Source organism: Xanthomonas hortorum (assembly GCF_011305375.1).
GTDB lineage: Bacteria > Pseudomonadota > Gammaproteobacteria > Xanthomonadales > Xanthomonadaceae > Xanthomonas > Xanthomonas hortorum_E.
On the sequence record NZ_VCME01000032.1, the window covers coordinates 24,114 to 38,331 of the forward strand.

Genomic DNA, 14,218 nt, shown 5'->3' on the forward strand with positions numbered 1-14,218 from the left:
CCCGGCACCGCGTTTTGGCACGCCGCGTGCATTAGCTCTGGCGAGACCGCAGTCAGCTTGATCGCTGCGGGGCGAGCAGCAGCACTTGGAACAACCGAACGGGACAGGCAACTCATGACGCTGGCAACACACCCACATTCATCGCGCACCCGTCCGGCGTCCGGCGGGTCCCGTTCCTGGAGGCACTTCGCATGAAAATCAAACGCTTCGTTGCCCCGGACATGCGCACCGCATTCCGCATGGTGCGTGAAGAACACGGCCCGGACGCAGTGATCCTGTCCAACCGCCGTACCGCCGAAGGCATCGAGATCGTCGCTGCCAGCAACTACGACGAAGAACTCGTGCAGCGCGCTCTGGAAACCGCGCGCTCCGAGACTCCGGCAGCTGCGGCGGCACAGATCGAACAGGCGCCGGTCCAGCTGGCCCCGGCCCGGCCAGCCGCGCCGTTCCACGCCCCGCTGAAGCCGGCCGGCGACACCGGCAGCAGCCAGCGTCAGCGTGTTGCCAGCGCCGCAGACGACATGATCGCCGCGATGGCGCTGCGCCAGCCGGTCAACGTGCCGCGCTCGGCGCCGGTCGCCGCACCGGTGCGGACTGCCGCGGCCCCGTCTGCCGCCGCCCAGGCACTGGCCCACGCCGTTGCAGTTGCCGCCGCACCGCGCCAGGAACATGCGCTGTCGGCAGTGCCGGAACAGCTGTTCGCCGACTTCCTGACCACCGCACCGGTGCAGGCTCCGGTGCACGCTGCCCCGGTGCAGGCACGCACGCCGATCATGGCCGCCGCGCTCGCCACCCACGCCTCTTACGGGCAGGACGACGACGAGCAGGACGACGACGGCTTCGACATGGACGACGCGCTGCCGCAGATCCTGCCGCCGGCCGCATTGCCGCCGCTGGTGGCCGCCCCGGTCGCCCTGGCCGCGGTGCCGGTCGCCGCCGCCCCGGTGCCGCAGAACGACGAAGAACTCAAGCAGCTGCGCGGTGAGCTGGCGCTGATGCGTCAGATGATCGAGCGCGAAATGAACCGCCTCACCGACGAGCGCCTGCGTGGCTCCCCGGTGCGTGCGCAGGCCCTGGAGCTGATGGACGACTACGGCTTCGACGCCGGCCTGATCCGCGACGTGGCACTGCAGATTCCGGCCGATACCGAATTGCACCGCGGCCGCGGGCTGATGCTGGGCCTGTTGTCCAAGCGCCTGCCGGTGGCCCCGATCGACCCGCTGGAACGTGGCGGCGTGATCGCCCTGGTCGGCCCGACCGGCGCCGGCAAGACCACCACCATCGCCAAGCTCGCCCAGCGCTTCGCCGCCCAGCACGCCCCGCGCGACGTGGCCCTGGTCACCACCGACACCCAGCGCGTCGGCGGCCGCGAGCAGCTGCACAGCTACGGCCGTCAGCTCGGTATCGCGGTGCACGAGGCCGACAGCGCCGAGAGCCTGCTGGAACTGCTCGAGCGCCTGCGCGACTACAAGCTGGTGTTGATCGACACCGCCGGCATGGGCCAGCGCGACCGCGCCCTGGCCGCACAGCTGAACTGGCTGCGCGCCGCGCACCAGGTCACCTCGCTGCTGGTGCTGCCGGCCAACGCCCATTTTTCCGACCTCGACGAGGTCGTACGCCGCTTCGCCCACGCCAAACCCCAAGGCGTGGTGCTGACCAAACTCGACGAGACCGGCCGCTTCGGCAGCGCCTTGTCGGTGGTGGTCGACCACCAAATGCCCATCACCTGGGTGACTGACGGACAGCGGGTCCCCGACGACCTGCACCGCGCCAATGCCGCCAGTCTCGTTCTTCGCCTTGAAGATTTGCGGCGCGCTGCCGATAAGCCCTGTACTCCGGAGCACAACCATGCAGTCGCGTGAATACGCCAAGCTGACCAACGCCTTCCCCCTGACGGCGACCCGTCCCGAGCCCCTGGGCCCGGTGCGCACCATTGCCGTGACCGGTGGCAAGGGCGGCGTGGGTAAAACCAACATCTCCGCCAACCTGGCCGTGGCCCTCGCTGAAATGGGCAAGCGCACCCTGCTGCTCGACGCCGACCTTGGCCTGGCCAACCTGGACGTGGTCTTGGGACTCTCGCCCAAGTACACCCTGGCCGACCTGATCGCCGGCCGCTGCACGCTGGACGAAGTGATCATCGAAGGCCCGGGCGGCGTGTTGGTGGTCCCGGCCGCCTCCGGTCGCCGCCACATGGCCGAACTGGCTCCGGCCCAGCACATCGGCCTGGTCAACGTGTTCTCCGAACTGGAACGCGACCTGGACGTGATGGTCATCGACACCGCCGCCGGCATCACCGACAGCGTGCTGACCTTCTGCCAGGCCGCCCAGGACACCGTGGTGGTGGTCTGCGACGAACCGGCCTCGATCACCGACGCCTACGCGCTGATCAAGGTGCTCTCGCGCGAACGCGGCGTGGACCGTCTGCAGATCATCGCCAACATGGTGCGCGACCCCAACGAAGGCCGCCTGCTGTACGACAAGCTGTCGCGGGTCTGCGAAAAATTCCTCGGCGACGTGTCGCTGAACTACCTCGGCCACGTGCCGCAGGACGACTGGTTGCGTTTGTCGGTACAGCGCCAGCAACCGGTCATCAAGGCCTACCCCGCCAGCCCCTCGGCGCTGGCCATCGCAGAAATCGCGCGGCGTACCTCGCGCTGGCAGGCCCCCACCGTGCCACGCGGCAACGTCGAGTTCTTTGTCGAACGCATCATCCAACGGGGGGTCGCCGCATGAGCACCGCTACCGCAACCGCAACGACGGCCACCGCGCAGTACCGTGCAGTGCAACGCAACAACGCCAACGACATCGTCACCCAGCACGCCGATCTGGTGCGCCGCATCGCCCACCATCTGGCTGCGCGCCTGCCGGCGAGCGTGGAAGTGGACGACCTGATCCAGGCCGGCATGATCGGCCTGATCGAAGCCTCACGTAGTTACGACTCCGAGCAGGGCGCCTCGTTCGAAACCTATGCCTCGATCCGTATCCGCGGCTCGATGATCGACGAGATTCGCAGAGGCGACTGGGTGCCGCGTTCGGTACACCGCCGTGCCCGCGACGCTGCTGCTGCAGTACGCAAGATCGAACAGAACACCGGCCGCGCCGCCGCCGCCACCGAAGTGGCCGCCGCGATGGAAATGCCGTTGCCCGATTACCTGCGTCTGATGGAAGACGCCGCGCGCGGCCAGGTGCTGAGCCTGGAGTCGCGGATCGAAGATCACGGCGAGCTGGACACCACCGCCAAGGGTGGCCCCAACCCGCAGCAGATGATGGAGCGTGGCGAGTTCGGCCGCGAGCTGGGCAAGGCCATCGGCCAGTTGCCCGAGCGCGAGCAGCTGGTGCTGTCGCTGTACTACGAACAGGAATTGAACCTGAAGGAAATCGGCGCCGTGCTCGGTGTCAGCGAATCGCGCGTCTGCCAGATCCACGGCCAGGCCGTGGTGCGTCTGCGCGGCCGCCTCAAGGTCTTCGAACTGGCCGATGCCGGTGTCGAAATTGACGAATGATTTTTTCGCGTATTTTTTAGTGTTAGGAGCTTGATGTGAACAAGAACATGCGGATTTTGATCGTGGACGACTTCTCTACGATGCGACGTATCGTCAAGAATCTGTTGGGCGATCTTGGCTTCACCAATACCGCAGAGGCCGAAGACGGCAACAGCGCATTGGCTGCATTGCGGGCCGGCCCGTTCGATTTCGTGGTCACCGACTGGAACATGCCCGGCATGACCGGTATCGACCTGCTGCGCAACATCCGCGCCGACGCCAAGCTCAAGCACCTGCCGGTGATGATGGTGACCGCCGAAGCCAAGCGCGAGCAGATCATCGAAGCCGCCCAGTGCGGCGTGAACGGCTACATCATCAAGCCGTTCACCGCGCAGACGCTGGAAGAAAAGCTGGGCAAGGTGTTCGAACGTCTGGCGGCGACCGCCTGATGAACGCCACCGTGGAAACCAATGCCGAACGCGCTGCCTTGATCGACCGCCTGCAAGGCGCGCTCGATGCACTGGAAAGCGGTGACGAAGCCGCATGGAAGCGCGAGGTCGACCACCTCGCCGCCTTGCGCACCCGTCCGATGATGCAGGGCCTGAGCCGGCTCGCACGCGAACTCGGTCAGGCGCTGGGCGAACTGCCCACCGTGCCCGAAGAAGCCGGCGAGCTGGACGATGCGTGTTCGCGCCTGGACCACGTGGTGGAAATGACCGAAAAGGCCAGCCATCGCACGCTGGATCTGGTCGAAGAATGCCGTGAGCTGGCCAACCAGCTGCGCGACGGCGGTCTGAATCAGGATCAGGGCGCGCTGATGGACAAGATGCGCCACAACCTGACCGAACTGTCGCTGGCGCAGAGCTACCAGGACCTGAGCGGGCAGATCATCCGTCGCGTGGCCGGCATCGTGCGGCGCGTGCACGAAGGCTTCGGTGCGCTCGGCCTGCCGCCGAAGAGCACCGAGCCGAAGAAAGACGACGGCGGTCTTGCCGGTCCTGCAGTCAAGGGCCTGGACCGTCACGCGGTGTCGCAAGACGACGCCGATGACCTGCTGTCCGGATTGGGGTTGTAACCATGAGTGCTGTTCCAGACGATATTGCTGCCGATTTCATCGTCGAGGCCCAGGAAATCCTGGATCGCCTCGGCGAACAGCTGGTCGCGCTGGAACAGGCACCGGACGAAGCCGACCAGCTCAACGCGGTGTTCCGCGGCTTCCACACGCTCAAGGGCGGCGCCGGCTTTCTGGCGATCAAGCCCATGGTGGAGCTGTGCCACGCTGCTGAAGAGACCCTTGGCATGGCGCGCTCCGGCCAGGCGGTGTTGCAGGCGCATCACTTCGATGCCGCGCAGCAGTCGCTGGATTATCTGCAGGCGATGCTCGATGCGATGGGCTCGGGCGAGACCGTGCCGCATGCGCCGGCCTCGCTGATCGCGCAGTTCGATGCCAAGAGCGGCCCGCCGGCGGTCAAGGCCGCGCCCAAAGCCGCATTGGCTGCGGTGGCCACACCTGCCCATGACGACGGCCATGCACCGGCACCCGGCGCCAAAGCCGCACCCAAAGCCGCCGCAAAAGGTGCCGAAGCCGAACAGACCGTGCGCGTGGACACCAAGCGCCTGGATGCCATCGTCAACCTGATCGGCGAACTGGTGCTCTCGCGCAATCGTCTCAAGACCCTGCGCACCCGCCTGCGCGACGAAGAACTCGATCGCGCGGTCAGCGTGCTGGATATCGCCACCGCGCGTTTGCAGACCGCGGTCATGCGCACCCGCATGCAGCCGGTCAGCAAGGTGTTCTCGCGCTTCCCCAAGGTGGCTCGCGATGTCGCGCGCACCTTGTCCAAGGAAGTGGAGCTGGAACTGATCGGCGCCGAAACGGAACTGGACCGTAATCTGGTCGAAGCCCTGGCCGACCCGCTGGTGCATCTGGTGCGCAACGCGATCGACCACGGCATCGAGTCCCCTGCCCTGCGCGAAGCCACCGGCAAACCGCGCAGTGGTCACGTACGTCTGTCCGCGCAGCAGGAAGGCGACTACGTCAGCATCGAAATTCAGGACGACGGCGCCGGTATCGACCCCGAGCGGCTGCGCGAAATCGCCCGCAACAAGGGCCTGATCGACGCCGAAGCCGCTGCCCGTCTGAGCACCGACGAGTGCCTGCATCTGATCTTCATGCCAGGCTTTTCGACCAAGGCCGAAGTCACCGACATCTCCGGCCGTGGCGTCGGCATGGACGTGGTGCAATCGCGCATCCGCGAACTCAGCGGGCAGATCCAGATCCAGTCCGAACTGGGCCGCGGCAGCCGCTTCATGATCCGCGTGCCGCTGACCCTGGCGATCCTGCCGACCCTGCTGGTGCAGGCCGGCGAAGCGGTCTATGCCTTGCCGCTGGCCCGCGTGGTCGAAGTGCTGCATGCACCACAGACCTCGCTGGGCTGGTTCGACGGCCGCGCCGTGCTGGACCGTCGCTCGCACACCCTGCCGCTGATCGACCTGCGCCGCTGGCTGGGCGTGCCCGCCGAGCAACCGCCGCTGCTGACCGTGGTACTGCTGCAGGCCGGCGAAACCCGCTTCGGCCTGGTGGTGGATCAAGTGCGCGGACGCGAGGAAGTGGTCATCAAACCGCTACCGCGCGCCCTGCGCGGCCTGCCCGGCTACGCCGGCGCCACCCTGATCGGCGACGGCCGCATGGCGCTGATCCTGGATGTGGATGGCTTGCGCTCCAGCGATCATTGAGTTTGGGGAATCGGGAATCGGGAATCGTGGTGACGATCCGGGTTGCTTGAGTTGATCACAACGGCTGCGCATAGCGGCCGTTGTTGTTTCGATACGCATGCAGTCGTGCTGGCGGGCATCGATGCAACGGACCGCGATTGGGCGCAATCGCAGCGAACCTGATCACTCAGCTCACACGCCACGCCGTCGCCACCTGCTGCGCGTGCCACAGTGCGCCATAGCGGCCGTTGCAGGTCAGCAGTTCCGCATGCCGGCCCTGTTCCACCAGCCGGCCATCCTCCACCACCAGGATGCGGTCGGCGCCGGCGATGGTGGACAGACGGTGGGCGATCACGATCACCGTCTTGTCGCGCACCAGGGTGTCGATGGCGCATTGCACCGCCAGCTCGCTCTCGGTATCCAGCGCGGCGGTGGGCTCGTCCAGGACCACGATGGGCGCGTTCTTGAGCAACGCGCGGGCGATCGAGATGCGCTGACGCTCGCCACCGGACAGCCGGTCGCCGATTTCGCCCAGCCGCGTGTTCCAGCCCTGCGGCAGGCGCTCGATGAAGTCCAGGCACTGCGCCGCCACGGCGGCAGCGCGGACCTGTGCGTCATCGGCATCCGGGCGTCCCATGCGGATGTTGGCCAGCACCGTGTCGTCGAACAGATGGACGTCCTGGAACACCACCGACACCAGCGCGTTCAACGCCTCCGGCGACATGCGGCGGATGTCGATGCCGCCGATCGTGATGCTCCCCGCCTGCGGGTCGGCATGGCGTAACAGCAGGCGGGCCACGGTGGTCTTGCCGGAGCCGGAGGGGCCTACCAGCGCCGTCATCGCCTGCGCCGGCAGTGTCGCGCTGAAGTGCATCAGCGCGGCGCTGTCCGGGTCGTCGGCATAGTGGAAACAGACCTGTTCGAAGCGCACATCGAACTGATCGGGCATGGCCTGCGGCAGCTGCACCGGTAGCGCGGGAATGGCCAGCAGCGCCTCGATCCGTTCCAGCGCGGCCTCCATCATCTCCAACACCATGGTGTAACTGACCAGGGTCGCCATCGGTTCGGACAAGCGCACCACGATCACCATGACCGCCGCCACCGCCGCAGGCTGCAGCCTTCCCGACACGACCCATCCAGTCGCCGCCACGACGACCCCCAGCAGGCCCAGCTCGACCAGGCTGGCGGTGACCACCGACGGCCGCACGCCTTGACGATGGGCTGCAGTCTGGAGCTGCCGCAGGCGCTCGAACCCCGCATGCAGCATCCCCACGCGACCGCCTTCCTGGCAGGCCGCGCGCAGCGCGGTCAGCCCCTGCGTGTACTCGACCAGGTCCGCATGACAGCGCCGATGCGCGTCGTTCAGGCCACGCATGTCGCGCGCGAAGGCCGGACGACGCCAGCGATGCAGCACCCAGAGCAGCGGAAAGACCGCCAGCAGCAATGCCCCCAGGCGCAGGTCGAACGCCAGCACCGCCAGCGCCAGCGCCAACGGCGCGACGGTGGCGGTCAGGATCAGGTTGGCGATGGCCACCAAGTAATTCAGCTGCTCGTCCACGTTGCCCAGCAGCAGCGCGTTCATCTCCCCGGCGCGGCTCTCGCGCAAGCGCTCCAGCGGCATGCGGCGCAGTTGCTCGCCGAGCCTCAGGCGCAACGCGTGCGTGACCTGCGCCAATCGACCGCCGTACTCGAAGCCCTGCGCACGCCAGCGCAGCACCGTGGCGATGCCGGCCAGCACCGTCATGGCGGCCAGCCAGCCTAGCGCCCGGCCCTGATCCGGTGCAGGAAACAGTGCCGCCAACAGCGGGAACACGCAGGCCAGCGCCAATCCCTGCAGGACCGCAGCGGCGACAAGCCCGGCCAGGCAGCGCCGCAAGGCCGGCGCGTGCGACCCCATCACCCCCAGCAACCGACTCCAGGCCGTCCGCGTGGAACCCAGCAGCGTGGACAACTGCGACAACGGCCTCGGCAACCCACTCATGGCACCACCTGCGGCGCGCGATCGGCCGGCTGCCCAGCAGTCCCGCGCAAGGCCCAATGCCGGGCCTGCGCGTGATGCGCCCAGAGCCGCGCATACACGCCCCCGCCGGCAGCCAGCGCAGCGTGCTGCCCGGACTCGACCAGCCGCCCGCGCTCGAAGACCAGGATCTGGTCCACATCGCGCACCGTGGCAAGGCGGTGCGCCACGATGATCACCGTCTTGCCGCGCATCAGCGCGGACAGGGCGGTCAGCAAGGCCAGTTCGTTTTCCGGGTCCGCAAACGCAGTCGGCTCGTCGAGCACCAGGATCGGCCGGTTCTGCAGGATCGCGCGGGCAACGGCGATGCGCTGCCGTTGCCCGCCGGAAAGCGCGGCGCCACGCTCCCCCACCGGGGTGTCGTAGCCCTTTGGCAGCGCCTGAATGAAGGCGTGCGCCTGGGCGGCGGTGGCGGCTTCGATCACCGCGCGCATGTCCGCATCCGGCACGCCAAGACGGATGTTGTCGGCCACCGTGTCGGCAAACAGGAAAGTGTCCTGGAACACGAACCCGACCTGGGCCATCAGCATCTCGGTAGGCAGTGCGCGCACATCCACGCCGCCGATGCTGACCTGGCCCTCCAGCACGTCCCAGAAGCGCGGAATCAGCCGGGCGACGGTGGTCTTGCCCGCCCCCGAAGGACCGACCAGCGCGGTGACGGTGCCGGGTTCGACGCGGAAGCTCACCCCGCTCAGCGCGCGCTCCTGCGGCGGCTGATCCGCTCCATCCGCCGATCCCGTCTGCTGCGCGTAATCGAAGCTGACATTGTCGAACACCACTCCGGCATCGGCCGGCACGCTGGCGCACGCCGCCGGCACCGGCTGGACCGGCAATGCCAGCACGTCCTGGATGCGCGCCGCACTCAGCTGCGCCTTCTCCACCATTTGCCGCAGCATCATCATCGGCATCATCGCTTCGGCCATGCCGGCGCTGAGCAGCAACGCGCCTACCCAGATTCCGAACGCGAGCTGCCCATGCAGCAGCAGCCATCCGCCCAGCCACAGCAGCACCAGCAGCGTTGGCAGCGGGTTCAAGACGGCGAAGGACATACGTGCCGAAAACCCGGCCTGACGGTACCAGCGCGTGAGCACGTCCAGATACCCGTCCAGTGCCTGCCGATAACGGCCAAAGGTCGACTGGCCGGTGTCGAAGCTGCGCACCACCGGCATCGCCTGCACGAACTCGATCACCGCCGCGCTCACCTGTTCGCGGGCCTGGTTGTAGCGCCGGCCCATCTCGGCCCCGCCCCGCATCGCCAGCGCCAGCACGCCGAATCCCAGCGCCAGCGGCGCCGCCGTGGTCAACGCCAGCCGCCAATCGAGCCACAGCAGCGCCAGCCCCGTGCAGACCGGCATCACAAAGGCCCGCGCATACAGCGGCGTGCTATCGGCCACGAACACGTGCAGCGCCTTGACGTCGTCCTGCAGCACTTTCGACAGCGCCGACGCACCCCAGCGCTGGATCTCGCCCAGCGGCACGCGCGTCAGGTGCTGCACCAGTTGCTGGCGCAACAAGGCCTCCAGCCGAAAGGCGGCCGCATGGGACTGGTTGAACCCGGACAGGCGCATCCCATAGCCGCCCACCAGGCACGCTGCCGCAGCGAGCAGCGGCGCCACCGGCCAGCGGCCCGATGCCTCGGCAAGCTGCCGTACCGCCAGCGCCAGTGCCAGCAAGGAGCCCAGATTGAACAGCGCAGCGGCGGCGGCAAGACACATCGCCAGGCGGATCTGGCCACGCACCGGCTGCATGATCTGCCAGGCGTGGGGTTGGCCACGTTGCGCCCGTGTGCGCGTGGATGGTGCGGCCGCAGACGCTGGCCCGTCGGTGTTGCCTTGCCTGGTCGCCGCCCTAGAAGTCATGCCTGACACCGATCCCCAGCGTGCGGCCACGCGCGGGCGCGCCGACATAGGTGGGCGCGGCGGGCGCGAACCCGTACAGGTCGTACTGTTCGTCGAGCAGGTTGCTGCCGAACACATAGATCTCGGTGCCGCCGGAGGCCACCCCGATCCGCACATCCACCTTTTGATACTTGTTCAGATCGAAGTGGTTCTGGGTGTCGGCCGCACGCGTACCGACGTACTGGTAGTCGAGCCGCGCGTTCAGCACCGGCGCGGAGAGCCAGCGCACCGCCGCCAACGGCCGCATGTACGCTGCACCCAGGGTGCCACCCCACCTCGGCACGTCGGGCGACCGGTTGCCCTTGCGGATATCGCCGCCGGACACGCCCGACACGTTGCTGGTGATCTCGGCATCGATGACGCTCAGCCCGCCCGACAGCGAGAATCCCTCGCCCAACTGCCACGTTCCCTGCAATTCGGCGCCCCGGCTGCGGGTATCGGCATTCACCGTCGAGGTGGCCAACGTTGCCGGATCGAAGCCCATCAAGTGGTCGTCCTTGACCCGGGTGGCAAACAGCGCGCCATTCAACGCGTAACGGCCGTCGGCAGACTCCGTCTTGAAGCCCAGCTCGAGCGCATTGGACGCGGCCGGCTTGAACGGCACGCTGTCGGCCACCTGGGTCGGAAAGTCGCCGATGCCTCCGGATTCGTAGCCGCGCGACACTGCGGCATACAGGTTGGTGGTCGCTGTCAGCGCATAGGACAGCGCCACCCGCCCGGTGGAATAGTCGTCGCGTAGACGGCGGTAGTCGGAGACGGTTCCGGCGTAGAGGGCATCGTAGGCCTTGTGGTCCCAGGTATGGCGCAGGCCGCCAGTCAGCTTGAGCACGTCGGTGAGCGGCCAGGTGACCTCGCCGTACACCGCATGGCTATCGGTCTGGTAGTCCCGCTCCATGGCCTGGTTGCTGCTGATGTACAGCTGGTCGAAGCTGCGCTGTGAGCGCGACAGGTTCACGCCGGTCACCCAGAACACCGACGCACCCGGCAACGAGGTCCAGCGCAGGTCCTGGCTGAGCGTGTTGCCGTCCATGCTGCTGCGCTGCATGTTTTCGGCCGGTATGCCGAACATGGCCTGCATCGCACGCGCGTCGTAACCGCCCACGAAGTCGGTATCGAACCTGGTGTAGCCGGTGACCGAAGTCAGCCGCCCCACCGGCAGATCGTGGTTGAGGGTGACCGCATAGCGCTCCACCGTCTTGGTGTTGTCGTCGTACAGGCCGGGCGTGACATCCATCACCGGCGGGTCGTCGTAGGGCCGCAGTACTGCCAGGCCCAGGTTGCGCCTGGCATCCTCTCGGTCGGCAGTGAACAGCAGGTTGGTGCCGGCGCCGTTTTCCCAAAACACGCTGCCACGAAACATCAGGCTGCGCGGCCTGGACAGCGGCTCGCCGGTGCGCGCGTTGTCGACCCAGTGATCAGAGCCGCTATTGCGGATCGCAAAACGCCCGCTGAGCGACTCCGACAGCGGGCCGCTGAGCACGGCTTCTTCCAGGTGCTGGCCTTGCTGACCGATCTCGCCGCGGACGTAGGCCTGCAGATCGCGGGTCGGCTTGTTGGTGATGACATTGATCGCACCAGCCCGGCTATTGCTGCCGAACAAGGTGCCCTGCGGACCCTTGAGGATCTCCACGCGCTCGATATCCAGCGTGCCGAGCGACATCGAGCGCATGGACAGCGGCACGCCATCGATCGACAGCGCCACCGCGCCATCGTCGGTGCTGACCGGATTGATCGAGCCGGAGCCGCGGATCAGGACGTTGGCGCTGTGCGGCGAGCCATCGCTCCAGACGTTCACACCCGGCGTGGCGCGCAGCGCCTCTTCCAGCGTGAACTGACGGCGGGTCTCAAGCTCGCTGCCCCCGATCACGCCGATCCCGAAAGGAATATCCTTGGCGTGCTCTGCTGCAAGGCGCGCCGTCACTGTCATTCCATCCAGTTCCGTCACCTGTCCTTCCGCCGTGGCGCCCGCATCCGACACGGCGTCCTCGGCAGCACGGCTCGGAGAGCTCCCCTGCGCCGCTGACACGCTCGGCGCGGCGGCAAGCGCAGCCAGCAACGCCAGGGTCAAGGAATGGAGCGTTTGGAAACGGCCTTGCGGCGTCTGCGCGACGAACGGGTGCTGCACGGACTGGGCTCCTGATGGGAATGGGAAAAGCGGCTGCGTCTCGATCCGCAGGCAGCTAGTGGCAAACGCCGCCGACTGCAGCAGCACGCAGAAACTAAAAAACGGTCAACGACTGCATGGCCTACCTGCCCGGTTGCTGAACCAAGCCGAAGCGACAGTCGTCACACCGCCTCGACTGTTAACGATAATGATTCTTATTTTTTACACTACCCGTATCGGTTCACCCTTCCCCCGGATCCGCATCACTCCATGAAGCAGGTCGCATGAACTCCACCCCCACGCCGCATATCGCTTCCGAGGTCACCGTCTCCTCGTTACTTGCCGGCACGGCGGTGCCGGATCTGCAGCCCGACGCGTCCTGCGGGCTGATTCATGTGACGCCGCAACCCGGTGTCGATGTGCTGCTATGGCGGGCGCACTTCCCCCAGCCGGTGACCATGAGCGTGCGCGACGACTGGGACCGGGTGCACTTCTCCTGCGCCCTGCATGGACGCTGCAGCTTCGCGATGCGTGAACGCGGCAGCGAGATCGAGCATGTGCTGGAAGAACGCATGAGCTGCATCAACTACACCCCCGGCTGCAGCAGCAAGTCGTCCTATGCGGGCAGCTTCGAGCAGGTGACCGTCTCGGTCCGCCCGGATCTGCTTGCCGATTGGATGCCTGACCTGGGCGGATCGCTGCGTCGGGATCTGGACGCCACGCACTGCTGCGACATGCAGCGCTGCGGCGCCGAAATGCATGCCACGGCGCATGCCCTGAGCGAGGCCTTGCGGGCCGCGTCGACCCGTCCGGATCTGCGTCAGGTCGCCTCCCCGCTGTGGTTGCTGGGCCAGGCGCTGGTGCTGGTGAGCCTGTCCGTGGAAGCCCGCTGCGAGCAGGCCCCGACGCAGCACAACGCGCTCTGCCCGGCCAGCCAGAAGAAACTGCTACGAGCACGCGACCTGCTGCTGGCGGATCTGAGCAAGGCGCCCACCATCACCGAACTGGCACGGGAGACCGGCCTCAGCGCGGTGACGCTCAAGCGCGGCTTCCGGCAGTTGTTCGACCACAGCATCTATGGGCTGTTCCAACACGAACGGATGCACACGGCGCGCGAGCGTCTGTGCAACGGCCATGCCCCGGTGACCGTGGTCGCCGCCGACCTGGGCTACACCAACGCGAGCCACTTCACGGCCGCCTTCCGCAAGCAGTTCGGCGTCAATCCTTCGGCGTTCAAGCGCCAGCGCTGAGACCACGTCGGTGCGGTCGCCGCATCGGCCATCGCGCACACCGGCCCTGCCAGGCGCCTGTGGACTGACCGGATACGGGCCGAAAAAAGTCTGATCCGGGCGGCAGCACAATTACGAATACTTATCATTTACTGCTCGATCAGGCAGCACGCCACCCTGCGTCAAGGGCGGCGTGACGGTCGGTGCGCACAGATTGCGGTGTGCCGCCCCCGTGCTGCCGATCGCCGCCGGCTTCCCTTCCAAAGGCATTGCATGACTCCGTTTGTCGACACCCGGGACTGGCCTCTGGTAACGCTCCACATGCCGGAGCATGTGCCCGATGCGCAGGCCGGTGCGCTGATGGCGCAACTCCAGGCTGTCTATGCGCGTGCCGAGCGGCACGTGCTGTTGCTGCAAGGTGCGCAACTGCCGCGCCAATCGGCGCACTTCATGACGCTCTATACCCGCTGGAGCAAGGACAGCTTTGCCCTGCAACAACGCGATTGCCTGGGCGCGGTGCGCGTGGTGGAAGACCCGGTGGCGCGTGGCGAGTACGCGCGTCAGGCCGATGCCTGGAACGCCTCCGGTCAGGCCGCGTATCCCTACCGGATCGTCGCCACGCAGGCCGAGGCACTGGCCCAGGCACGTGCCTGGCTTGCGGCCGCGCAAGCCACCGGCGTGGCTGCGGCCGAGCCGGCACCGGAACGATGACGGCCTCGCGGCCCCCGCTGTTGCGCCGCAACTGGCGCTTCTTCCGTCAGCTGCCGGCGCGC

Annotated in this window: 11 protein-coding genes; 8 read left to right on the plus strand and 3 right to left on the minus strand. The window is 67.3% G+C overall.

The features are described from left to right. The first annotated feature begins 191 nt into the window (after window positions 1-191). From flhF to FFY45_RS21310, 6 genes are read left to right on the plus strand one after another with little or no spacing between them, the layout of a single operon-like run. Window positions 192-1,862, plus strand: a complete 1,671-nt coding sequence (flhF, locus tag FFY45_RS21285) for a flagellar biosynthesis GTPase FlhF (RefSeq protein WP_176341946.1) — start codon at window positions 192-194, stop codon at window positions 1,860-1,862. After that, the gene (locus FFY45_RS21290; RefSeq protein WP_006451802.1) at window positions 1,849-2,733 is read left to right on the plus strand and encodes a MinD/ParA family protein; all 885 of its coding nucleotides are present in this window, start codon (window positions 1,849-1,851) and stop codon (window positions 2,731-2,733) included. Before flhF ends, FFY45_RS21290 begins: the two co-directional genes overlap by 14 nt. Beyond that, the gene (locus tag FFY45_RS21295) at window positions 2,730-3,503 is read left to right on the plus strand and encodes an RNA polymerase sigma factor FliA (RefSeq protein ID WP_023903918.1); all 774 of its coding nucleotides are present in this window, start codon (window positions 2,730-2,732) and stop codon (window positions 3,501-3,503) included. The genes FFY45_RS21290 and FFY45_RS21295 overlap by 4 nt, the downstream gene beginning before the upstream one ends. Window positions 3,504-3,538: 35 nt before the next feature. Further along, window positions 3,539-3,931, plus strand: coding sequence for a chemotaxis response regulator CheY (cheY, locus tag FFY45_RS21300; protein WP_002813536.1), 393 nt, complete (start codon window positions 3,539-3,541; stop codon window positions 3,929-3,931). Beyond that, window positions 3,931-4,557 carry a protein phosphatase CheZ gene (locus tag FFY45_RS21305; RefSeq protein WP_006450905.1) on the plus strand — a complete coding sequence of 209 codons (627 nt, stop codon included), beginning with the start codon at window positions 3,931-3,933 and terminating at the stop codon, window positions 4,555-4,557. The genes cheY and FFY45_RS21305 overlap by 1 nt, the downstream gene beginning before the upstream one ends. Window positions 4,558-4,559: 2 nt before the next feature. Continuing rightward, complete coding sequence (locus FFY45_RS21310) at window positions 4,560-6,218, plus strand: chemotaxis protein CheA (RefSeq protein WP_055826896.1); 1,659 nt, start codon at window positions 4,560-4,562, stop codon at window positions 6,216-6,218. 166 nt (window positions 6,219-6,384) lie between these two features. Here the strand turns inward: FFY45_RS21310 and FFY45_RS21315 are convergent, their stop codons facing one another. From FFY45_RS21315 to FFY45_RS21325, 3 genes are read right to left on the minus strand one after another with little or no spacing between them, the layout of a single operon-like run. After that, complete coding sequence (locus FFY45_RS21315; protein ID WP_176341947.1) at window positions 6,385-8,178, minus strand: ABC transporter ATP-binding protein; 1,794 nt, start codon at window positions 8,176-8,178, stop codon at window positions 6,385-6,387. Beyond that, entirely contained in the window at window positions 8,175-10,073 is a 1,899-nt protein-coding gene (locus FFY45_RS21320; RefSeq protein WP_255172108.1) for an ABC transporter ATP-binding protein, read from the minus strand. The genes FFY45_RS21315 and FFY45_RS21320 overlap by 4 nt, the downstream gene beginning before the upstream one ends. Beyond that, window positions 10,063-12,237, minus strand: coding sequence for a TonB-dependent receptor (locus tag FFY45_RS21325; protein WP_217902697.1), 2,175 nt, complete (start codon window positions 12,235-12,237; stop codon window positions 10,063-10,065). Before FFY45_RS21325 ends, FFY45_RS21320 begins: the two co-directional genes overlap by 11 nt. Before the next feature lie 263 nt (window positions 12,238-12,500). Here FFY45_RS21325 and FFY45_RS21330 point away from each other — a divergent pair, with 263 nt between their 5' ends. Next, on the plus strand, window positions 12,501-13,466 hold the full coding sequence (locus tag FFY45_RS21330) for a helix-turn-helix transcriptional regulator (protein WP_176341948.1): 966 nt from the start codon (window positions 12,501-12,503) through the stop codon (window positions 13,464-13,466). 300 nt (window positions 13,467-13,766) lie between these two features. Then, window positions 13,767-14,156, plus strand: a complete 390-nt coding sequence (locus tag FFY45_RS21335) for a hypothetical protein (protein WP_217902698.1) — start codon at window positions 13,767-13,769, stop codon at window positions 14,154-14,156. Window positions 14,157-14,218 lie beyond the last annotated feature (62 nt).